At 51.7% G+C, this 19,991-nt stretch carries 22 protein-coding genes and 1 pseudogene; 13 read left to right on the top strand and 10 right to left on the bottom strand.

Going from position 1 to position 19,991, the window contains the following annotated elements:
• The 3 genes from KBY68_RS09480 to menA form a co-directional block, all read right to left on the bottom strand.
• A partial coding sequence (locus tag KBY68_RS09480) for an AMP-binding protein (RefSeq protein WP_255096937.1) occupies positions 1–1,057 on the bottom strand: 1,057 nt, incomplete at its 3' end.
• Positions 1,058–1,096: 39 nt separating this feature from the next.
• Positions 1,097–2,059, bottom strand: a complete 963-nt coding sequence (locus KBY68_RS09485; RefSeq protein WP_255096938.1) for an enolase C-terminal domain-like protein — start codon at positions 2,057–2,059, stop codon at positions 1,097–1,099.
• Positions 2,056–2,997 (bottom strand): 2-carboxy-1,4-naphthoquinone phytyltransferase, encoded by a 942-nt coding sequence (gene menA, locus KBY68_RS09490; RefSeq protein ID WP_255096940.1) that lies wholly within the window; start codon positions 2,995–2,997, stop codon positions 2,056–2,058. The genes KBY68_RS09485 and menA overlap by 4 nt, the downstream gene beginning before the upstream one ends.
• Positions 2,998–3,060: 63 nt before the next feature.
• On the opposite strand from menA, the gene KBY68_RS09495 reads away from it, so the two are divergent.
• The gene (locus KBY68_RS09495; protein WP_255096941.1) at positions 3,061–4,449 is read left to right on the top strand and encodes an isochorismate synthase; all 1,389 of its coding nucleotides are present in this window, start codon (positions 3,061–3,063) and stop codon (positions 4,447–4,449) included.
• On the opposite strand, the gene gshB is transcribed toward KBY68_RS09495, so the two are convergent.
• Together gshB and grxC are read right to left on the bottom strand one after the other, a co-directional pair.
• Positions 4,406–5,344, bottom strand: coding sequence for a glutathione synthase (gene gshB, locus KBY68_RS09500; protein ID WP_255096943.1), 939 nt, complete (start codon positions 5,342–5,344; stop codon positions 4,406–4,408). The genes KBY68_RS09495 and gshB overlap by 44 nt on opposite strands.
• Positions 5,345–5,360: 16 nt before the next feature.
• Positions 5,361–5,618: a glutaredoxin 3 gene (grxC, locus tag KBY68_RS09505; RefSeq protein WP_255096944.1), complete on the bottom strand. Its 258-nt coding sequence runs from the start codon at positions 5,616–5,618 to the stop codon at positions 5,361–5,363.
• Positions 5,619–5,695: 77 nt separating this feature from the next.
• On the opposite strand from grxC, the gene prfB reads away from it, so the two are divergent.
• From prfB to KBY68_RS09535, 6 genes are all read left to right on the top strand, one after another.
• A protein-coding gene (prfB, locus tag KBY68_RS09510) for a peptide chain release factor 2 (protein WP_106500627.1) occupies positions 5,696–6,821 on the top strand; the annotation gives its coding sequence in 2 pieces (ribosomal slippage) (positions 5,696–5,770 and positions 5,772–6,821; 1,125 coding nt in all).
• Positions 6,818–6,973: a DUF3285 domain-containing protein gene (locus KBY68_RS09515; RefSeq protein ID WP_255096946.1), complete on the top strand. Its 156-nt coding sequence runs from the start codon at positions 6,818–6,820 to the stop codon at positions 6,971–6,973. The genes prfB and KBY68_RS09515 overlap by 4 nt, the downstream gene beginning before the upstream one ends.
• Entirely contained in the window at positions 6,973–7,476 is a 504-nt protein-coding gene (gene ybeY / locus KBY68_RS09520) for an rRNA maturation RNase YbeY (RefSeq protein WP_255096947.1), read from the top strand. The genes KBY68_RS09515 and ybeY overlap by 1 nt, the downstream gene beginning before the upstream one ends.
• Entirely contained in the window at positions 7,476–7,946 is a 471-nt protein-coding gene (locus KBY68_RS09525) for a diacylglycerol kinase family protein (protein WP_255096948.1), read from the top strand. The genes ybeY and KBY68_RS09525 overlap by 1 nt, the downstream gene beginning before the upstream one ends.
• Positions 7,946–8,542: an anthranilate synthase component II gene (locus KBY68_RS09530; protein ID WP_106500623.1), complete on the top strand. Its 597-nt coding sequence runs from the start codon at positions 7,946–7,948 to the stop codon at positions 8,540–8,542. The genes KBY68_RS09525 and KBY68_RS09530 overlap by 1 nt, the downstream gene beginning before the upstream one ends.
• A gap of 48 nt (positions 8,543–8,590) precedes the next feature.
• Positions 8,591–9,313 carry an MBL fold metallo-hydrolase gene (locus KBY68_RS09535; protein ID WP_255096949.1) on the top strand — a complete coding sequence of 241 codons (723 nt, stop codon included), beginning with the start codon at positions 8,591–8,593 and terminating at the stop codon, positions 9,311–9,313.
• 111 nt (positions 9,314–9,424) lie between these two features.
• Here the strand turns inward: KBY68_RS09535 and KBY68_RS09540 are convergent, their stop codons facing one another.
• Positions 9,425–10,549: a pyridoxal phosphate-dependent aminotransferase gene (locus KBY68_RS09540; RefSeq protein ID WP_255096950.1), complete on the bottom strand. Its 1,125-nt coding sequence runs from the start codon at positions 10,547–10,549 to the stop codon at positions 9,425–9,427.
• A 43-nt stretch (positions 10,550–10,592) separates the two neighbouring features.
• On the opposite strand from KBY68_RS09540, the pseudogene KBY68_RS12375 reads away from it, so the two are divergent.
• A pseudogene (locus tag KBY68_RS12375) lies at positions 10,593–11,036 on the top strand (DUF1643 domain-containing protein); the annotation flags it as partial.
• 59 nt (positions 11,037–11,095) lie between these two features.
• Here the strand turns inward: KBY68_RS12375 and argS are convergent.
• The 4 genes from argS to KBY68_RS09560 are packed head-to-tail and all read right to left on the bottom strand — an operon-like array spanning position 11,096 to position 15,081.
• A complete protein-coding gene (gene argS / locus KBY68_RS09545) occupies positions 11,096–12,886 on the bottom strand; it encodes an arginine--tRNA ligase (RefSeq protein WP_255096990.1) in 1,791 nt (596 codons plus the stop codon).
• Positions 12,867–13,742: a carboxylating nicotinate-nucleotide diphosphorylase gene (nadC, locus tag KBY68_RS09550; RefSeq protein ID WP_255096951.1), complete on the bottom strand. Its 876-nt coding sequence runs from the start codon at positions 13,740–13,742 to the stop codon at positions 12,867–12,869. Before nadC ends, argS begins: the two co-directional genes overlap by 20 nt.
• 4 nt (positions 13,743–13,746) lie before the next feature.
• Positions 13,747–13,902, bottom strand: coding sequence for a DUF2256 domain-containing protein (locus KBY68_RS09555; RefSeq protein ID WP_106500331.1), 156 nt, complete (start codon positions 13,900–13,902; stop codon positions 13,747–13,749).
• Between the two features lie 18 nt (positions 13,903–13,920).
• The gene (locus KBY68_RS09560) at positions 13,921–15,081 is read right to left on the bottom strand and encodes a ligand-gated ion channel (RefSeq protein ID WP_255096952.1); all 1,161 of its coding nucleotides are present in this window, start codon (positions 15,079–15,081) and stop codon (positions 13,921–13,923) included.
• A 35-nt stretch (positions 15,082–15,116) separates the two neighbouring features.
• Here KBY68_RS09560 and KBY68_RS09565 point away from each other — a divergent pair, with 35 nt between their 5' ends.
• From KBY68_RS09565 to KBY68_RS09585, 5 genes are all read left to right on the top strand, one after another.
• Complete coding sequence (locus KBY68_RS09565; RefSeq protein WP_255096954.1) at positions 15,117–16,439, top strand: type I glutamate--ammonia ligase; 1,323 nt, start codon at positions 15,117–15,119, stop codon at positions 16,437–16,439.
• Between the two features lie 52 nt (positions 16,440–16,491).
• Positions 16,492–17,769, top strand: coding sequence for a 2Fe-2S iron-sulfur cluster-binding protein (locus tag KBY68_RS09570; protein ID WP_255096956.1), 1,278 nt, complete (start codon positions 16,492–16,494; stop codon positions 17,767–17,769).
• Positions 17,770–17,835: 66 nt separating this feature from the next.
• Entirely contained in the window at positions 17,836–18,543 is a 708-nt protein-coding gene (locus KBY68_RS09575) for a DUF4079 domain-containing protein (protein ID WP_255096957.1), read from the top strand.
• On the top strand, positions 18,540–19,478 hold the full coding sequence (locus KBY68_RS09580; RefSeq protein ID WP_255096958.1) for a DMT family transporter: 939 nt from the start codon (positions 18,540–18,542) through the stop codon (positions 19,476–19,478). Before KBY68_RS09575 ends, KBY68_RS09580 begins: the two co-directional genes overlap by 4 nt.
• 51 nt (positions 19,479–19,529) lie before the next feature.
• The gene (locus tag KBY68_RS09585) at positions 19,530–19,958 is read left to right on the top strand and encodes a DM13 domain-containing protein (RefSeq protein ID WP_255096959.1); all 429 of its coding nucleotides are present in this window, start codon (positions 19,530–19,532) and stop codon (positions 19,956–19,958) included.
• Positions 19,959–19,991 lie beyond the last annotated feature (33 nt).

Raw genomic sequence — 19,991 nt, forward strand, 5'->3', positions numbered from 1 at the left:
AAAACCATTTTTTTGGCCGTTCTGCCGGCGGTAATTTGTTCGCCTCAATGCATAGCTCCTTGATCACCAGCTGCTGATCTGCTCCAGGTTTAATGCGCACTAATGCCACAAGTTTCTCACCCCATTCTGGATCTGGAAGGCCAACTAATAACAGTGCTGCCACCCCGTTGCTGTGGCATAAAGCCGCTTCTACTTGCTCTGGAAATACCGTGGCACCACCACTATTAATCGCCCAATCGAGGCGGCCTGTTATCTCCAGGCCAGTGATAGTTAATTGGCCTGCATCTCCACTGCACCACCAACCATTGCTGTTGGTAAATTGCTGCAGTTTTGCACCATTAATCCAACCACTGCTCAATCTTTTACTGCGCACTTCGATTGCATTAGAGCTGGGATTGATTTTTAATTCCACATCCGATAAAGCCCTGCCGCAGTTGTTTATTCCGCTTAAAAAATCCCCTGGAGTTAATGCACTAACCATACCTGCAGTTTCAGTGGCCCCATAGCAAGGGGCAAGTTGTAATTTCAGGTTGCGAGCTTGAATTGCTGTTGCTTCATTAAGCCTTGCGCCCCCCAGCCAGATGAGGCGGAATTGTTGCAACCAGCAGCAGCCAGCAGGATCTGCCATTAAACGTATGAGCTGGGTGGGCACCATTGAAATAACTAAGTTGCGGGTTTTAAAACCTTTCTGATCGTTAAACAGCTCTAATAATGCACTTGGTGTTTTTAGTTGCTCCGTTGGGATATCAAGCACAGGCACCTTCCAAAGCGTTGCCCTCACTTCGGGCATTAAGCCGCCCATGTGATGTTTTGGAAGCGGATTAACTACAACTACCCGATCAAGTTCAATCCCGATACTTTCTAACCAAGCTCCACTGCTCAGAGCAGCAGCTTCTAAGTTGCTCCATGGTTGTAAACACCACCGCCTATGGCCGCCGCTGCCGCCGCTGCCAATTACCACCCCCTCAGTATCTGGTAATTGCTGGCAATTCTTAAGTATTTGCTCTGCTGCTTTGCGCTCTTGGCTAGATGTAATTAATTGCCAATTACCAGCCATTTATACCTCCTCTTTGAATTACACATAGCTTGTTGAACTTTAGGCTTCTCCCGCCGCCGCCCATACCTTTTCAGGATTAGCACTTGCCAATGAGCCTTCTGGCCCCCAACCAGGGGCAAGCCCTGGGGCGCAGGGGGTGGGTCCCTTTATTTGCAATGCCGCTAGGTGTGCCAAAAACCTATTGCTAATGCCAGTGCCAAAGGCAGTGCTGATCATTATTTTGGCGGCCCCACCTGTGAGCGCCTGCAGCAGTGGGCGAGGATCACCTTCTAGGGCTGGTTTATGCACTCGCCAGCCGCACCAGCCGGGGGGTATTCCGGCGGGATCGCGTAAGGATTCATCCAGGGCGATTGGTAACAGCCGGGCCAAGCGCAGCAGGCCTTGATGCTCGCCTGGAGGTAGCGGTTGCTCTAGCCATTCCAAACGTGGTTCATGGCCTAAATATTCCACCCAGCGATCGGCGCTGTTTTGATCCCAGCCAGCATTTGCATCCAGCCTGAAGCGGCCTGTTGTTGGCAGCAGCTCTAGCAATTCTTTCAACAGTTGCTTCTCTATTGCTTCTGCTTGCGTGGCCACTTTCCATTTCACTGTGATCGGCGTGGATGCTGCATTTAAAGCATTTTCTAAAGCTGGGATTGCTGCTGCCCCAGCAGGTAGCAACCAGGCGGAAGGGGGTGCCTCCAGCCAGCCTTCACAGAGCCCCTGCAGTTCGGCGAGCGCTAAACCCAAACCAAAAGCAAGCGCCCCAGGCAGCAAAGGCAACTGCAGCTCCAATTGCTCCAATTCGAGTTGAAGGCCTAAGCGCCCAATAGCTGCGGCGCAGTTGTGCCATTGAACAAGCGGCGGCAACACTTCGCCCCAGCCAATATCTCCAGCCTGGTTACTTAATTTCAGCAACCAACCGCGTTTTTCAATTGTTGTGCCATGGGCGTTTTTAAGGGGCTGGGCTAAGCGGTAGCGCAAGGGCCGCCACTCCAAAATTAAGGAATTTGAACTGCTCAACGGCCTAAAAATAAGGGCCCCAGGGCTAAGCCCAGCGCTAAACCCAAACCATTGAGCGCCTGAAAGCGCAGGGCAAGAAATTTGCTGCCCATGATTTTTGAGTGATCGCCATGGTTGCGCTTTAGCAGCCGAATTAATTGCAGGGCTGCCGGAAGGCCAATCACCCCGAGTAGGGCGCTTGGCGGCCAGCTACCTGTTAGTACCGGTAACCACTGCAGGCCAAAACAAGCGGCCACAAACCAGGGCACTAAAGCTGCTGCCTTAGCGCTGCCAAGCCGCACCACCGGTGAATATTTGCCGTTTTTGGCGTCTTCCTCCACCTGATGGAAATGGGAGCAAAACAACACCAGGCTTGTTGCTACTGCAGAACCCGCCCCCAGCTCAAGGGCCATCCCCCATGGAATTGTGTTGGCGGCAAAAAAATTTGTGGGCGCCAGGGCTAATAGGGCGGCGGCGCTAGCCAATGGACCAAAAGCCACCCAACAAAGCGGTTCGCCCAGGCCCCGATAGCTGAGCCGAAAAGGGGGCCCTTGATACAAATAACCAATCCCACAACAGGCAAACACCAGAGGGAGCACTGCCCCTGCACTGCTACTTGCCACCAAAGCCATTAGGCCCAAGCCCAGCAGCAGGCAACCATTGGCAGCTATGGCAATGCGATCCCTGCGGCCGGTGAGATTCACAAGCGAATGGGGTTTGCCTTTGCTATCAACACCGGTATCGGCATCGAACACATCGTTGCTCAGGTTTTCCCAGCCCAATAGCAGCACTGCAGCCAGAAGAAAAAAGCCAAGTTGCCCCCAGCGGGGCTGCAACTCTTGGCCCAGCAGGGCTCCTGCCGCCAATAGGGCAGGCATCACGGCAACGGAATACATGGGCCATTTGATCGCCGCCTTCCAGAGGGCGTAACGGCTTACAACGACCTTGGGCTCAGCCATGGGGCGCCAGGGCAATAGTTAGCTTTAGACCCATACATTTGAGCAGTACGGGGAACGGCAGCGTTGCTGAATTCCACTTTCATTGATCTGCTGGCCCAGGCCAGCAAGCAAGCAGTTGGCTTGGATGACGGTGGTGTGCTCAGTTTGGCCCTGCCCCTGGCACCGATAGATCCCCTGGCGGCCCTGGCGCAATTACCCGGCGGCGATCAATTCCGAATGCTCTGGGATGGGGCACCGGGTTTTTGCTTTGCCGCCTCAGGCATTGCCCAACACCTTGAGTTGAGTGGTTCAAGGCGATTTGAATTAGCCCAACGCTTTTGCCAGCTGAGCCTTTCCCGGCTTGGTGCTGATGCAATTAAGGGCCCAGCTATGGCTAGGCCAAGGGTGCTACTGGCCTTTTCCTTTTTTGATGCGCCCCTGCAAAGCAGCCCGCTGATGTTGCCTGGGGTGCGGGCAGTGCTGCCCCGTTGGCAATTGAGTCGCCAAGGCCATCGGGCTTGGTTGCGTTTGCAAAGGCCCCTTGGCGCTGAGATAACCCCCAGGTTTGTGGCGGAGGAGTTGTGGGAAATGGCCCAGCACCTGGAGAGGGCTAAATGGCCGCAGCCCCCTGCTGTTATTCCCCAGGTATTGAGTCGTTCGCCATGGCAGCAGGCCTACCGCGGTGCCATGGATCAGGCCCTCGCTTTGGTGGAGCGGGGTGAATTGCGCAAGTTGGTGTTGGCGGTGCGCCAACAGCTTCAGTTGGATAGCCCCTTAAATCCCCAAATGCTGTTGGCGGGTTTACGTAAATGCCAAGCGGGCAGTTGTCGTTTTTTATGGGGTGAGGCCGATGGCAGTGTTTTGGTGGGGGCCTCACCGGAGCGCCTGTTGGCGGTGCGCAATGGCCAGTTGCGCTGTGATGCCCTGGCTGGAACAGCAGCCCTTGGTGAACCAGCGCAGGCGCTGCTGCAATCCAGCAAAGATCGCCATGAACATGAATTGGTGGTGGGGGCAATCCGCTCGGTATTGCAACAACAGGGCTTAAAGCCGGTGTGTTTGCGCCAACCGCGTTTGGCCCGCCATGGCACCCTGCGGCATTTGCACACTCCAATCAGCGCTTCCCTTGCGGGGCAACAACTGCTAACGCTGGCGGAAGCATTGCATCCAACCCCTGCGGTGGCTGGTTTGCCACGAAGGGAAGCGATGGCATGGCTGCGCAGCCTGGAGCCTTTTGAGCGTGGTCCCTATGCCGCCCCGATCGGTTGGCTGGATAGTGCCGGTGATGGGGAATTGAGGGTGGCGATTCGTAGTGGTGTGCTGCGGGGTGAGCAATTGGAATTAACTGCAGGCGCTGGTTTAGTGCGGGGTTCAGAGCCGGAGCGGGAACTGCAAGAGGTAGCCCTCAAGCTGCAGGTGTTGCAGCAGCAGCTCAGCCTGGCTGGCGATCCTGTTTCAACAGCAGCTCTTGGGTGAGATCGCCAAGGGGGATGCCGCCAAGGCGTTCCACTTCCCGCACGCCCGTTGGGCTAGTGACGTTGATTTCACTTAGGTGGCCAGCGATCACATCGATACCCACAAAAAACAAACCAGCCTCCCGCAAGGCAGGGCCCAATTCAGCGCAAATTTCCTGTTCCCTTTCATTTAATTCGCAGGCCTCGGGTGCACCGCCAACGGCCAAATTGCTGCGAAAATCGCCTGTTTTTGGGATGCGGTTAACGGCGCCAAGCGGTTTGCCATCCACCAGGATGATGCGCTTATCACCGGCGCTTACCGCCGCTAAGAAGGCCTGAATCATCACCGGCAGCTGTTGCTGTTGGGTAACCAACTCCAGGAGGGCAGTAAGGCCAGGGGCGGCACCATTAGCTCTGATTACGCCGATGCCGGCCCTGCCGCCAAGGGGTTTGAGCACCACTTCCCCGTGGGTTGTGGCAAAGCTTGCCAGCAGCTCCACTTGGCTGCTCACCATGGTGGGAGCCATTAGGTGGGGAAAGCGCAAGGCCCCAAGTTTTTCGTTCCAAGCCCGCAGGCTGGCGGCGCGATTCAGCACTTGAACCCCCTCTAGTTCGGCTAGTTCAAGCAGGTGGGTTGCGTATAAATAGGCCTCATCAACGGGTGGATCTTTGCGCATCCACACCCGCGGGAAGTGGCGAAGAGGTTGCCATTCGGCGGGGCCCAGTTCAAACCATGGTTCGGTTTTGATCGGCCGCGCCTGCACCTGGGGAGCGTTGCTTGCAAAGGCAAGATCGGCGCTGCTGCAAACCCACACAGCTTCGCCAGCCCGCTCGGCGGCCTGCATCAGGGCAACGCTGCTGTCTTTTTCAGGCCTCAGGCGTTCAACTGGATCAACAACAAATAACTGACGGGCCACTGGCTTTAACTCCTATTCAAGTGAGCAGTGCATCTAGCTGGCCAGAGCGTTCTAGGGCGTGGAGGTCGTCACAACCGCCCACGTGTTTAGCGTTAATAAAAACTTGGGGAACGCTGCGGCGGCCACCACTTTTAGCTGCCATGGCCGTGCGGGCTGCTTCATCACCATCGATGGCATGTTCGGTGTAGGCCACCTTTTTGCGATCTAACAGCTGTTTTGCCCTGATGCAAAACGGGCAAGACCTCCAGGTGTAGATCTCAACGCTGGCTGCCATTGCATCGCATTTGCTGTTAAGTCCAAATCTATAAGGGCCACCATTGAGTACGGTCGATCTAGAAATTTTTCACCCAGGTGCTCGACCTAACTGATTTCAAGCGCGATTTATCTGAGCTCACCGATCGCCTGGGCCATGTCCAGGACTGCCTTTGACGTTGCTGGTTTAAAAGCGCGCCAGCGGGATTTGGAGCAGCTGGCTGCCCAGGCTGATTTTTGGAACGATCAGCAAAATGCCCGCAGGCAAATGCGGCAATTGGATGATGTGAAGGCCCAGTTGCAGCAATTGCAGCAATGGCGCAATTGCATCAACGATGCCGCTGCCACCCTGGAGCTCTACGACCTTGAGCCCGATGCAGCAATGCTCGAGGAGGCCAATGCTGGCTTGCAGAGCCTCAAGCAAGCCCTGGATCGTTGGGAGCTGGAGCGGCTGCTTAGCGGCACCTACGACCAGGAGGGGGCTGTGATTTCAATCAATGCCGGCGCCGGCGGCACCGACGCCCAAGATTGGGCCTTGATGTTGATGCGTATGTACACCCGCTGGGGTGAAGCCCATGGCATGAAGGTGAGTGTTGATGAAATTTCAGAGGGGGAAGAAGCGGGAATTAAAAGCTGCACAATTGAAATTGATGGTCGCTACGCCTACGGCTATCTGCGCAATGAAAAAGGTACCCATCGCCTAGTGCGCATATCGCCTTTTAATGCAAACGACAAACGCCAAACCAGTTTTGCTGGTGTGGAGGTGATGCCCAAGTTGGACCACGAGGTGGAATTAGATATTCCTGATAAGGATTTGGAGATCACCACCTCCCGATCCGGTGGGGCCGGCGGTCAAAACGTGAACAAGGTGGAAACAGCTGTGCGCATTTTGCATGTGCCCACCGGCCTGGCGGTGCGCTGCACCCAAGAGCGCTCCCAGCTGCAAAACAAAGAAAAAGCCATGGCTTTGCTCAAGGCAAAGTTGATGGTGATCGCCCAAGAGCAACGGGCAGCGCAGATTGCCGATATCCGCGGCGACATTGTTGAAGCGGCCTGGGGTAATCAGATTCGTAATTACGTATTTCATCCCTATCAAATGGTGAAAGATTTGCGCACGGCGGAGGAAACCACCGATGTGCAAGGGGTGATGAATGGCGATCTCGACCCCTTCATCCAGTCGCTTTTGCGCCAAGGTGTGGAAACAGTTGCTGAGGAAAACCCATGAGTGAATCCCCCCCCAGTTTTGTGAAGTTGGCAATGCGCAATATGGTGCGTAAGGGGCGGCAAAGCTTGTTTCACTTCGGCCTTACGGCAATTGGTTTAACTGGTTTATTGCTTTTGCTCGCCTGGTTTGCTCGTCCTGCAGTGCCGGGGTGATGGCAGTTCCAGAGCTGGATTTGGCCTATGGCGCCCCTGATTTGCCATTGGCCGATCCCCTAGGCGAAAACGCATGGCTGCTGCTGTTGGGCCAATGGCTTGGCCACCTGCAAGGGGAATTGCCGGGCCAACTCCAGGCCAGTGCTTACAGCATGGGCTTGCAGCTCTGCGCTGATCAGGAAATTGCTGCTTTGAATGGCAGTTGGCGCCATAAACCAGAGCCCACAGATGTGTTGGCGTTCCCAACGGGGGAGCAATTGCCGTTGCCTGGGGTGCCGCTGGAGCTCGGCGACATTGTTATTTCGCTTGAAACCGCCAGCCGCCAGGCCCTCAGCCACGGCCATGGCCTCAGCCATGAACTTTGTTTCCTGGCAAGCCATGGCCTATTGCATCTATTGGGTTGGGACCACCCCGATGAAGAGCAACTGGCGGCAATGCTGTTGCGTCAGGAGCAATTGATCGAACTGTTCCCAGCTCAAATCGGCGGTAACCTGGCCGGATAATGGCCCAACCTTTGACCTCAGAGTTAGAAGCCACAGACCCAAACCCCATCGATTTGTCGGCTAACCGCCGCCTGCGTCGATTAAGGGTTGGGGCTTGGCAGGTGGCCCGCGATCTGCCGGCTAGCTTTCGCTATGCCGCCCAGGGTTTGGGATATTCGCTGCTCACCCAGCGCAATTTCCGCATCCATGTGGTTACGGGTGTTTTCGTTTTTGGCCTAGCGCTGTGGCTCCAGCTTTCCCTAGATCGCCTTGCGGTGCTTGTGCTTACCGTAACTGCGGTTTTAGTGCTGGAGTTGCTTAATACCGCCATGGAGGCAGTGGTGGATTTAGCCGTTGGCCGCCGCTATCACCCCTTGGCCCGGATTGCAAAAGACTGCGCAGCGGCTGCTGTGTTGGTGGCAGCCATCGCTTCTTTATTAATTGCTGTGCTTTTACTGTTGCCACCACTAATAACCAGGATTGGCCTCTGATGTTGCTGGTGATCGACAACTACGACAGTTTCACCTTTAATTTGGTGCAATATTTAGGTGAATTAGCCGTTCAATATCCGATCGCAGCATCCGTGCGAGTGGAACGCAATGATTCCTTGGATTTAGCTCAAATTGAAGCTTTAAATCCAGCGGCGATTTTGATTTCACCTGGCCCCGGAACCCCAGCCCAATCGGGGATATGCCCCCAGGTGATCGAAAAGTTGGGGCCAAGAATTCCGCTTTTAGGCGTATGCCTGGGGCATCAGGCCATCGCCCAGGTATTTGGTGGCCGAGTGGTGCGGGCACCGCAATTGATGCATGGCAAAACCTCAGCAGTGCGCCACGGCGGCCAAGGCGTATTTGCCGGCTTGCCAAATCCCCTCACCGCTACGCGCTACCACTCCTTAATTGCCGAGCGCGAGAGCTTGCCTGCTTGTTTAGAGGTAACAGCATGGCTCGAGGCAGACGGCATGGTGATGGGCCTGCGCCACCGCAGCTATCCACTTCTGCAGGGGGTGCAATTTCACCCTGAAAGCGTGCTCACAGAAGCGGGCCATCAACTTTTGGCCAATTTCCTATCCAGCGCCTCTGCCTGAACCAATTGGTTGAACACTGCTAAGTTCCAACTCAAATTGTTTATCGCCATGTTTCGCCCAGTGCTCGGTGCTTTATTTGGTGCCGCCGCCCTTGGCCTGGCGTTACCGGCGGGTGGTGCAGGCGGTGGTGTAACTATCACCAGCTATGGCCACAGCGCCCTTTTAATTCAAGGCGGTGGCAGTTCAGTGCTGCTTAATCCCTATCAATCGGTGGGCTGTGCTGCGGGGCTAGCAATGCCGGCGGTATCAGCGAATGTCACTTTGGCTAGCAGCCTTTTGCGGGATGAGGGGGCAAAAGTTGGGGGTGGTCGTTTTCTAGCAACACCCGGTTCCTACAAAGTTGCTGGCATTCGCTTTGAGGGTTTTGCTGCTCCCCATGATCGGGTGGGTGGCCGTCGTTTTGGTAACGGTGTGATTTGGCGTTGGCGCCAGGGGGGCCTGGAATTCGCCCACCTTGGCGGTACGGCAGCAACGCTCAAACCAGAAGACAAAGTGCTGTTGGGTCGCCCTGATGTGTTGATTATTGGCATCGGCGGTGGAGCCAAGGTTTATACCGGTGCAGAAGCGGCGGCGGTAGTGCGTGAACTAAACCCCAGAAGGGTTATTCCAGTGCAATATCTGCGCAGCTCTAAAGCACCCCTGAATTGCGATCAAGGCGACAGCAAACCTTTCCTGGAAGCCTTGAAGGGCGTAGCCGTTAATAAGCCCGGTGGTGTGCTCACCCTCACACCACCCCTCGGCGATACAACCAAAATTGAGTTGATGCCCTGAAAATAGGCGCCCTTCGCAAATGGGGTGATGGCAAGGCTGTTCTGGGAGCAACGCCGGGCAGTTGGTTGTTGCCTTGCCCTACAACTGGGCCTGTTGGCAATATTTATGGGTTTAGGTGGTGGATCCTTGCAGCCCTTCAATGGCAGCAAAGGCACGCCAGAAAAGTTGCATTTGCTCCCGGGTGCCAATACTTACCCTTAGGGAGCCATCAATCAAGGCTTTCCCCGCCATGCTGCGGCAGAGAATACGCCGCTGCCTAAGGCCCCTATCCATGGCTTCAACTCCCACTTTTGGCCAGATCAGCAGATAGTTGCCACCGCCGGCATGGTGCCGAACCGCTGCTGCAGTTAGCTGCTGCACGAGCCAGGCCTTTGCCAAAAGCACTTCCGCCACATAGGCGTTTGTGTAGGCCTGATCGGCTAGGGCAGCAAAAGCGGCGGTAACGGCAAAGCTGTTGATGTCGTAAGGGCCAGTAACTCGGTTAACACGATCAATTACCGCGGCTGCAGCAATGGCAAATCCCATGCGCAACCCAGCGATACCAGCGGTTTTAGAGAGGGAACGCAACACCACCAAATTGGGGTAGTGCTCAAAGGGATTATTTCCCTGAGCTTTTTGCAACAGCAAAGGCACCACGCTGTTGCCGCTGAAGGCTTCATAGAGTTCATCCACCACCACAAGGCAGTTGGGCGCTTCAGCGGCTAGGGAAAGGATGGTTTCAGCTGATAAGCAAGTGCCGGTGGGATTATTGGGATTGCATAGAAAAAATAAGCGTGGATTCTTGCCTGCAAGAGCAGATTTAATTTGATTTAGTGGAAAACTAAAATCAGTTGCTTCATAGGGGATAGCTTCAATCTCCATACCCTGCATTTCAGCGCAGGGTTTGTAGTAGCCAAAGCTTGGATTTGTGGTGAGCATGCAGTCGCCCCTTTGGCCGTAGGCCTGGCAAAGGGCATGGAGGGCAGCATCAACACCATTAAATAAACCGATTTGGTTCACGGCCAGGCCGCCAAGGGAGTTGGCAAATGCTTCTTTTAAGCCGTTGTATTCCGGATAAATGGCGTAGTGATCGGCGGGGATTGCTCTGATCGCCTCCACCACTTTGGGGCTTGGCCCCAGGGTGTTTTCATTGAAATCAAGCCGCAATAGCCCGCGCCTTCCCTCGAGTGGTGCGCTGTAGCTCTGCAGGTTTTCCACCTCCGGACGGGCCGCTGGTGGCTCGGGCGCCTTGGCCAAAACGAACTTATCCTCACTTTTAACAAGCTAAGCCATTGAGGATATGAATCAGCACAACATATACGTAAATGATTGCAATAATAAAAGGCGTTTAGCCCTGGGCAAAAGTGGTAAAAGAATGTTGTTTGTTATTGGTTTGAATCCCAGCACCGCCACTAATGCAGAGGCAGACCCCACGATTAAGAGGGTTGAAAAGGTTGCAAATAATGCTGGGTTTGATGGATATTTGATGTTAAATCTTTGCTCAATACGCTCAACTCAGATTAATGATTTGCCCCATAGGTATCAAGCCAAAACATTCAACTCTAATCTGGATTTGATTGTAAGTTTTTTAATCTCTAGCCCATCTCCAGCGGTGTGGTTGGCCTGGGGGGAAGGAATTTTAGCAAGGCAATTTTTTGGATTAACATTGATTGAAATGCTGCAAAGGGTTGCTGGAAAACAAGTTGGTTGGTTGCATTTTGGACCCCTCACCAAAGCCGGCCATCCAAGGCATCCATCGCGTTTAAACTATCTATGGGAGTTTTCTGCTTTTGATATAAAAGGCTACATTCGCTCCAGGGTTTGGATGCCAAGTAGTTGTAGGCCTAGCTCTAGGGTATTGGCGCAGAGATTGCAAAGTGCAAGCCGAGAACTTCTGGCGGGCTCCTCTGCTTTTAACACTGGAACTTGATCATAAAAACGGTTAAAACTTTGGCTTAATTCAAAAAGATAATTGCATAAACGGTTTGGTAGTAGTTCGGTTTCAACGTCGCTTATGATCACATCCAATTGAAATAATTGTCTGGCTAACGCCCACTCTTGTGGCTCTGTGAAAATTAGTTTATCCGGCGTTGCGCCATCGAGGCTTCCCCCTTTGCGGGCGATCCCTTTGATTCGCACGGCAGCGTATAGTAGATAGGGAGCGGTATTTCCATTGAGGGCTAACATGCGTTCAAAACTAAATTGATAATTGGTGATTCTGTTTGTACTTAAGTCGGCATATTTAACAGCTGCAATGCCCACAGTTGTGGCTACATGTTGAATGAAATCTTCTGATTCATTGCGATCTTCTTCCTTTAATCGGTTGCGTAGGTTTGTGCCACAATGTTCAATAGCCTCCTCTAATAAATCTTTTAGGCGGATGGTGTCGCCAGATCTGGTTTTTAGTTTTTTGCCATCAACACCCTGCACCAAGCCAAACGGTACGTGTTCAACTGTTACCTCAGCAGGAATCCAGCCAGCCCTTTTTGCCACCTGAAAAACGGCGCTAAAGTGATTTGCTTGCCCCGCGTCTGTAACATAAATAACTCGTGTTGCTGCATCACCATCTGCCCCTAATCGATAACGAATTGCAGCTAGATCAGTGGTGGCGTAGTTAAAACCACCGTCGCTTTTTTGCACGATTAATGGCAGTGGTTTTCCCTCCTTACCCAGCATCCCCTCGAGAAATACACAGCGGGCGCCATCATCGGTTACGAGCAGGCCTTGCCTATTTAAATCATCTACAACATCCTGTAATTTAGGGTTGTAGAATGATTCACCGCGCTCTTGCAGGTTAATATCTAAAGTATCATATATTTTCTGGAACTCTTTGCGTGATTGCTCGCATAACAAACCCCATGCCTTTAGGGATACTGGATCTCCAGCTTGTAATTTAACAACCTCCTCCCTCGAGATTGTTTGAAATTCAGAATCGTTATCAAACCTTTGTTTTGCCTCCCGATAAAATGTAACTAGATCGCCTAAATCAATGGCATCAGCAGTGTTGAGGGCCTCTGGGGCAACCTGCTTAAGCTGGCTGATTAACATGCCGAATTGTGTACCCCAATCCCCCACATGATTCAACCGTAATACTCGATAGCCGCGAAATTCCAGCACCCGCGCTATGCAATCACCAATGATCGTGGAACGCAGGTGACCCACATGCATTTCCTTGGCGATATTGGGGCTTGAAAAATCAACAATAATTGTTGCCGAATTGTTTATATCGTTTATAATTTTTTCAACGCCAAGGCGAGGATCTTCCAGGCGGCCATGGAGCTCAGCTGCCAATACTTCAGCTTTAAGCGTGAGATTTAAAAAACCAGGTCCTGCTATTTGAACTGGTTCGCAGAGCTGCTTAAAAGTGTCATCAAGCTGTAGTTGAGCGGCGATGGCCTCGGCGATTAAGCGCGGTGGTTTGCCCAAACGCTTGGCTAGGCCCAGGGCGCCATTGGCTTGAAAATCACCAAATTCCTGTTTGCTGGCGGGGCCAAGGGCGGGATCAAGTTCTTCTCCATCGGCAGCAGCTTGGGGGAATGCCCGTGCAATTGCAGCCTTGAGTTGTTGCTGAAGGCTATGGGCAATTTGCAGCATTGGCACTAAAACGCATGCTTATGTCTAGCCAGGGGCTGCGGGTGATGGCAGCACTGGTGGAGATCAGATCAATGCCGGTGTTGGCATAGCCCTTCAAATGGTTTGGGTTTACTCCGCTTGCCTCAAGCCATATGGGCACTCCCCTGGCTGCAGCCAGGGCCCTTAGTTGCGGCACCAATTGCTGCAGCTCATCAAGCTTGAATTCATCCAATAAAACTGCATCGGCGCCAGCTTGCACAGCAGCGTTTGCTTCCGCGGCTGTTTCAGCTTCCACAATCACCCTGGCGGGCCATGGAGCTGAGTTTCTAACGGCCGCCACCGCTTGGTTTATGCCGCCACCCCAAGCGAGATGATTTTCCTTAAGCATGGCGGCATCATCAAGGCCAAGCCTGTGGTTGGTGCCACCACCACAACGCACTGCATATTTCTCAAACACCCTCAACCCTGGGGTGGTTTTACGGGTATCGGCAAGGCGTACCCCTGTGCCAACTAGTTGCTCCACCAGTGCAGCTGTGGCGGTGGCAATGCCGGAAAGGTGCATCGCCAGGTTTAGGGCAGTGCGTTCTGCCCCCACCAAGGCGCTGGCCTTGCCCCCAAGGGCAATCAAACACTGGCCAGCAGCAATCTTTTCTCCATCACTTACCAGCAATTCCACCTTTGCCTGGGGATCAAGCATTTGAAATAGTGTTTTGGCCAACTGACCGCCGCAAAATACACCTGCCTGTTTGGCGAGCCAGCGGGCCTCACCGTTGCTACTAGCCAAGGCTGCAGCTGTGAGATCACCACGGCCCAGATCTTCATTTAGCCATTGCTGCAGCTGCTGCTGCAAGGCAGGGGTGAGGGCTAGGTGAGCCAAAGGATTAAGGCGAAGTTTGTTTGATCTGGTTGCGATTTCGGCGGCACTTTTCCGAGCAATACAACACGTCTTCCCATACATGTTCCCATTTTTTGCGCCATTGAAAACTAAGGCCGCAAACTTTGCAGATCTTGGTGGGTCTATTGAGGTGGTGCGGCATAGTGAAATTGGATAAGCATTAATGGAGCCAAGCTTCAATGCTAATAACAAAAAGCAATGAAATTGCCCCTAGTTGGAAATAGCGATCATATGTATCTAGCCGTTTAACCATTTTTTCTCTTTGTTCAGCAGGTGTGCGTTCAAATACATTTGAACTCCAGGCAAATAATGTAAATAAGCTAACGCAGATCAAATAGCTAACGGCATAGAGGCGATCCAGATAGGTTAAATATGGGCTTGGCGGTAAGTTTGCTACATAGCCCTGCTGAAGGAATACAAGGGTTAGTAGGGCGGTTGATGGAACAGCAATCCTGATGTCCCCCAGGGAGCTCTCCAGGTAAGGTGAGATTAAAACAATTAGCAAGATTATGATTAAAGGAAGCAGCAATGTAATGAATGCTGGCCAAAAACTCGAGCTGTATTTAAGGTTTATATTTAATTGACTAGCTTTAATCGTTTGCTTCAAGCCGTAATCTGTTCGATAGGTGCGCAGTTCGGGGTTGATTTGAGCCGATTGCAATTGGTAGCCATCAAGGTTGGCGTATTCGCCGATTATTCCCTGTTGATTTCTTGCGGGTAATAGTAGGATTTGGCGTTGCATTAACCCTGCATGAATCGGGTTGATGGCTAGGGTGATGGGCAGATTTAAATTGTTAAATGGATAGCGGCTAAGATTTAATTGATGGATGTTGAATTGCATGGAAAAGTTAAAACTTTGAAACCACTTGTCGCCCCTTTGCGTTGCTTGGGCGTTGTCTGCTTCCAGCCTGCCTTCCCATTCTGTTACCTGGTTGGCAAAATCGATAAGTTGGATTGGTTGTAATGCCTGTTTTTCAAGTTCTTTTTGCACAGCTTCTGGCCATTCAAGCCAAAATCGACCATCAGCACTAAAGGTTTTGTTTTTTAGTGAAAGATCATAGATATTCTCTAGATGTATGCCCCCATGGATCAAGGTGGCCTGCATTTCGTTTATGGAATTTGGCTGTAATTGTTCAATTATTGGTAATTTATTGCCCTGGGCTGCCCATGGCATTGGCAAAATTTTTGCCATGGGATTTTGCTCCATGGGTAAACGCGTTAATGAGATCAAGCTGGTAATGGGCACCAACAACACAAGCGCCAGCAGCAGTCCACCAAGAATTAGGGCGCCCCTGGGAAATCTGCGCTTAATAGTTGGCATCGTTGCAGGTACCCTTCAGCAAATCCAGTATTGCAATGAACAGCCAGCTTCCTATGCAACGGGTAGCGATCACCTGGGTGAACCACTGCGGTGCTGCATTGGTGAAAGTTGTGCCCTTTTCTACATTTGATAGCGCCGTTCAAATCGGTGTGGGTTTTTCTCCGGTGGCAGATGCTTTCTGCGCCGATGGTTCAGTTGATGCAAGCCATAGCCTCGCCCGCCCCGACGACGATTTACGCCTAAGAGCAGATCCAAAAGGTCTTGCATGGCTTGAACCATCAACTGGTTGGGCTTGGGCGCCTGGCCAGCGTTGGCAGCGATCAGGTGAACCCTATGCCGCTGATCAACGTAATTTTTGTGCTCAGCAGCAACAGCTGTTGCATTCGGCAAATATCACTTTGATGGCCGGGTTTGAACTTGAGTGGTTAGTGGCAGGCCGATCTGAAGATGGCTCCTTTCTGCCAGCGGTGCTGGGTGGTCCCTACGGGGCGGATCGCTTAATCGAAGGTTTGGATTATGCAACGGCAATACTGAATGCTTTTGATGCTGCAGGTTTGCCCTGGTTGCAATTTCATCCTGAATATGGCTCTGGCCAATTTGAATTTTCTTTTTCCCACACAACTGCTGTTGAAGCAGCGGATCGATTGGTGCATGCCAAATTGCTAATTCAAAGGGTAAGTAACCGTTTTGGTTTGCGCTGTAGTTTCAGCCCTAAACCTTTGCTTGGCCAGGTGGGAAATGGCGGCCATCTACACCTGAGTTTGCAACAAGCTGATACCCACTGGCTGCAGGGTGGAGCGGGCATAGGCGAACTTCAACCCCAAGGCGAAGCATTTATTGCTGCCCTGCTTAACCATCTGCCGGCACTATTGGCATTGGCTTGCCCCCTGGCGGTTTCCTACTTGCGCCTGGCACCAAGTTCCTGGTCTGCCCCTTTTCAGGTGTGGGGAGTGGAAAATCGAGAGGCGGCCCTCAGGCTCATACCCACCGCTGCCGATGGAGTTAGCGCCCATTTAGAGCTAAAAGTGGCTGATCTTGCGGCGAACCCATATCTATTACTTGGTGCTGTTCAAGCGGTGGCTTGGCAGGCAATTCAGCAGCCAGCCAAACCGTTGCCTGCAGCAGTGGTGGGAGATCCAGCCCTATTGCCAGATGGGCTGGCTAAAAGATTGCCCATAAATCTCACTGAGGCATCCGCCGCTTTTGCTGCAAGTGAATTGCTACAAAAATCGATGGGTTTGCTTTTGCATAGTTCACTTGTGGATAGCCAAAAGGCAGAAATTAAACGCTGCGCTGGTTTGTGTGATGAGCAGCTGGTGGTAAGCAGCCGTTGGTGGCCAGTTGTGGGAGCAATATGAAATGCCAAAATTATGGGTAATGCATAGATTGGCGAAAACCAAACTGATTTTGATGCAGCGCACAACCTTCCCCAGCCCTTTGGCTGGCATGGCAGCAGGAACAGTTATTAGTTTTTGCGCCTTATCAGCTTTTGCTCCCCAAGCTTTTTCAAGCAAAATTAAGTTAAATCTTACCCTCTTTAGTTTATTGCTTGGTGGTGCTGCTGGATTGATTATTCCTGCAGCAAAAAGCCGTAATAAGGCCATGGTGTTAGCAGCACAGCCCGGCTGGAGCGGCTGGCGTAATTTTGTTGTGAGCAGGCGGGAAAAAGAAAGCGAGGAAATTACTTCTTTTTACCTTCAGCCAGTAGATCCTGGCCCCCTGCCAAGTTATCGCCCCGGCCAATTCCTAACCATCGAGTTAATTATTCCTGGTGAATTAAAGCCAGTGGTGCGTACCTATTCCCTATCAGATTTTCCCGATCCCAAGCAACCTATTGATCACTATAGGCTTTCAATTAAGAAGGAACCAGCGCCCCGGGGTAAGGATGTGCCTGCGGGACTTGCCTCTAATTTCTTACATGATCACGTGCAGGTTGGCCATAATTTGCGAGTGCGGGTTCCGGCGGGAAATTTTGTACTAGATACTGAGGCAAACACGCCGATCGTGTTGATTAGCAATGGTGTTGGCATTACCCCAATGATTGCCATGGCCAAAGCGGCTGGGCAGCGGCAAGTGTGGTTTGTGCATGGCTGCCGCAATGGCGAATTTCATGCTTTCCGATCTGAAGTTAATCTATTGGCGGCTCAACATCCAAATATAAATGTGCACTACGCCTACAGCAAATCCTCAATGGCTGATCAGGGCAATTACCACAGTGAAGGGCGAGTTGATGGCGCTTTACTGCAAAGATTGGTAAATGTGCCTGCGGATTATTTCCTCTGTGGTTCGCCTCCATTTATGGAGAGCTTAATTGCAGAATTAAAACAATTTGGCATCAATGAAGCTTCTATTCATTTTGAAAGCTTTAATAAAGCTCTGCCAACTGTTAAAGCAGTAGAAGCAAACTCCGATGCTGTTTTCCCTGGAGCAAAGGTGGAATTTAGTGATTCTAGTAACAGTTCTACTTGGAGCGGTGAAGACCCTGAACTCAGCCTGCTGAGCCTTGCTGAAGCGGAGGGTTTGATGCCCCCCTGCGCCTGTAGGGCCGGGGTATGCGGCACCTGCGCCACTAAGCTGCTTGCAGGAAAGGTGAATTACATAAATGAACCATCGGCAGCTGTGGAGCCCGGCGAGGCGTTGATTTGCATCGCCCGACCTGCTAGCGCGCAGGTTAAATTAAAGCTTTAAAACCAATCTCTGCACTTGACCGAATGCTTTCAGGCAACAATCCTGAATAAGTGCTGCTTTTAAATTGTGGAAACCATCGATTGGCTTTGGATTTTGCATCCATTTCTTGCGGTGGTTTTGATTTATCCCTTAATCGGTGTTGTATTGAGGCTCGGCGTGCAAACCCGCCAGCGGCGCTTGGGAACTGCCCGCCTGCCCGCCACCACGGGCAGTGAGCACAACGATTTAGGCCAATGGTTGGCCCTAGGTGTTGTTTTAATTTCGCTTGTTGCCCTCACAGTAGTTATTGCAACGGATAAACCCCTTAATCAATTTGTTGGTGGCCCAGCACGGCTTGTGGAGCTGCTGCTTGTTCTCGTTGGCACAGTGGTTTGTTTACTTGCCCTCTGGCGATCTAGTAGCCAAGCGATGCGTTTTAGTTTTGCTTTTATCACCTGGGCCGGGGTTATTGGTTTAGGCGCTCAGCCTGAGGTTTTCCGTTTGGGTGATAATCCATTTAAACCCGAGTTCTGGCAATCCCACTATTGGGCGGGGGTGGCAGTGGTGGGTTTGATGTTGTTTTCGTTAGGGGCAAAAAATGAAATTCTGCGTCAATTGCGTTGGCGCAGAATCCATGTGGCGGCCAATGTGTTGGCGGCCTTGTTATTTGTTATTCAAGGTATTACTGGCACCCGTGATCTTTTGGAAATACCTCTGCATTGGCAGAAACCTGCCCTTGCTGCCTGTGATTGGTTAACCCATAAATGTGTTGCGCCAGCAGCTTTAATTAAATGAAATCTGGCTTTGCACTGCTTGCAATCTTCATAATTTTACGGGGAAGCGATAGTACAATTTTAAAAGCCCTGCAGCGGGCTGGCTCAATCACCCATAGTTCCGGTGGGGCAGAGGTAATTAGTTTTTGCAATGTTTTCTTTTTCTCTAGCCTGGTGTGCGGGCTAGCGATGGTGCTATACGACAAAAATGCTCTTGTGATGAGCTTGCCACGCTTGCAAAAGAATGATCGTTTGTTGCTCATGCTTCAAAGTTTCAGCGGTTTCTTCCTAGGGCCAGTTGCGTTTTTTTTCGCCCTTTCCCATCTCACGGTGGTGCAGCAAACTCTTTTGTTTAGCCTTACGCTTCCCTGCACCGTAATACTTGCTAATCTTTTACTAAAGGAGCAATTTCCGCGTTTTTTTGCGATTAGTATTTTTCTAATTAGTATTGGTTTATTTATGGCGAACTATGGCGAAAGTAGTTTGCCTATGGCAATGGCAAATCAAACGGCTGGAATTTTGTGGGGATTGCTTGGTGTGATTTCCCTATCATTCAGTGGCATTCTTAATCGCATCACCGCCCAGAGGGGTTTTGGTGTGGGGCTCACTATTGGGGTAAATAGTTTGGCTGCCGCTGTGGCGTTCGGGATAATTGCCCTCTTGATCTATGGCCCTTCCCATTTTTATTATTTGCGGATTTGGTGGGTTTTGGGTGTGATAGGTGCCTATGCAATTACCATCAGTTTGGGGAGTGTATTCACATTGATGATGTGCTATGAAAAACTGGGGGTTATAACCGTGAGCTTTTGGTCTTCCCTCACTATTCTTGTGGCCATTGCAGCGGCATCAATATTATTGGCTGAGCCACTGCAGTGGCAAAGTATCGTTGGGGCTGTGATTATTCTTGTTGCGATATTAGCCATGCAATTTTCAACAAAACCAAACCTAAGAGTTTAGTGTTTGATTGCTAGCTATGCTGCATGGTGTAACCACTACCCTTCTCCACCCATGTTCAAATCTAGCTCCATTTTTGCCTTGGCCCTCGGCTTAGGTGCCCTGGCACCCGCTGCCCTGATTGCTGCCCCCCATGGAACTGCAATAGCGTTGCAAAAAGCTGAAGCTCCCGTTACTGGCACCGTAACAGTGGGCCATGAGGGAGATAAAACTACTTTGGTTTTTAGTAAAGATTTCAGCACCAATCCAAAGGCACCTGCCTTACAGGTTGTGTTGCTTAAGTCTTCCGCCCCTCTGAAAACTCTCAAGGCTCCTAGCTATCCACTTACCCCTGGTTCCTACACACAAGTGGCTCCACTAAAGAGCTATAACGGCGCACAAACCTATACCCTGCCAGCCGGTGTTGATATAAACGCCAGCGGTTCTGTGTTGATCTGGTGTAAGCAAGCTAATGCCACCATGGCTTGGGCGCCCCTTAAATAGATTCAGAAATAGATTTAAAAATAGATTTGGTTT

It is taken from the genome of Synechococcus lacustris Maggiore-St4-Slac (assembly GCF_024345595.1).
Lineage (GTDB): Bacteria > Cyanobacteriota > Cyanobacteriia > PCC-6307 > Cyanobiaceae > Synechococcus_D > Synechococcus_D lacustris.

Coding starts and splice junctions, on each gene's coding strand:
- menA (WP_255096940.1), bottom strand. CDS start 2,997: ATGGCTGAGCCCAAGGTCGTTGTAAGCCGTTACGCCCTCTGGAAGGCG.
- grxC (WP_255096944.1), bottom strand. CDS start 5,618: ATGGCAGCCAGCGTTGAGATCTACACCTGGAGGTCTTGCCCGTTTTGC.
- KBY68_RS09515 (WP_255096946.1), top strand. CDS start 6,818: ATGAGTGAATCCCCCCCCAGTTTTGTGAAGTTGGCAATGCGCAATATG.
- ybeY (WP_255096947.1), top strand. CDS start 6,973: ATGGCAGTTCCAGAGCTGGATTTGGCCTATGGCGCCCCTGATTTGCCA.
- KBY68_RS09525 (WP_255096948.1), top strand. CDS start 7,476: ATGGCCCAACCTTTGACCTCAGAGTTAGAAGCCACAGACCCAAACCCC.
- KBY68_RS09530 (WP_106500623.1), top strand. CDS start 7,946: ATGTTGCTGGTGATCGACAACTACGACAGTTTCACCTTTAATTTGGTG.
- KBY68_RS09535 (WP_255096949.1), top strand. CDS start 8,591: ATGTTTCGCCCAGTGCTCGGTGCTTTATTTGGTGCCGCCGCCCTTGGC.
- argS (WP_255096990.1), bottom strand. CDS start 12,886: ATGCTGCAAATTGCCCATAGCCTTCAGCAACAACTCAAGGCTGCAATT.
- KBY68_RS09555 (WP_106500331.1), bottom strand. CDS start 13,902: ATGCCGCACCACCTCAATAGACCCACCAAGATCTGCAAAGTTTGCGGC.
- KBY68_RS09560 (WP_255096952.1), bottom strand. CDS start 15,081: ATGCCAACTATTAAGCGCAGATTTCCCAGGGGCGCCCTAATTCTTGGT.
- KBY68_RS09565 (WP_255096954.1), top strand. CDS start 15,117: ATGAACAGCCAGCTTCCTATGCAACGGGTAGCGATCACCTGGGTGAAC.
- KBY68_RS09570 (WP_255096956.1), top strand. CDS start 16,492: ATGCAGCGCACAACCTTCCCCAGCCCTTTGGCTGGCATGGCAGCAGGA.
- KBY68_RS09580 (WP_255096958.1), top strand. CDS start 18,540: ATGAAATCTGGCTTTGCACTGCTTGCAATCTTCATAATTTTACGGGGA.
- KBY68_RS09585 (WP_255096959.1), top strand. CDS start 19,530: ATGTTCAAATCTAGCTCCATTTTTGCCTTGGCCCTCGGCTTAGGTGCC.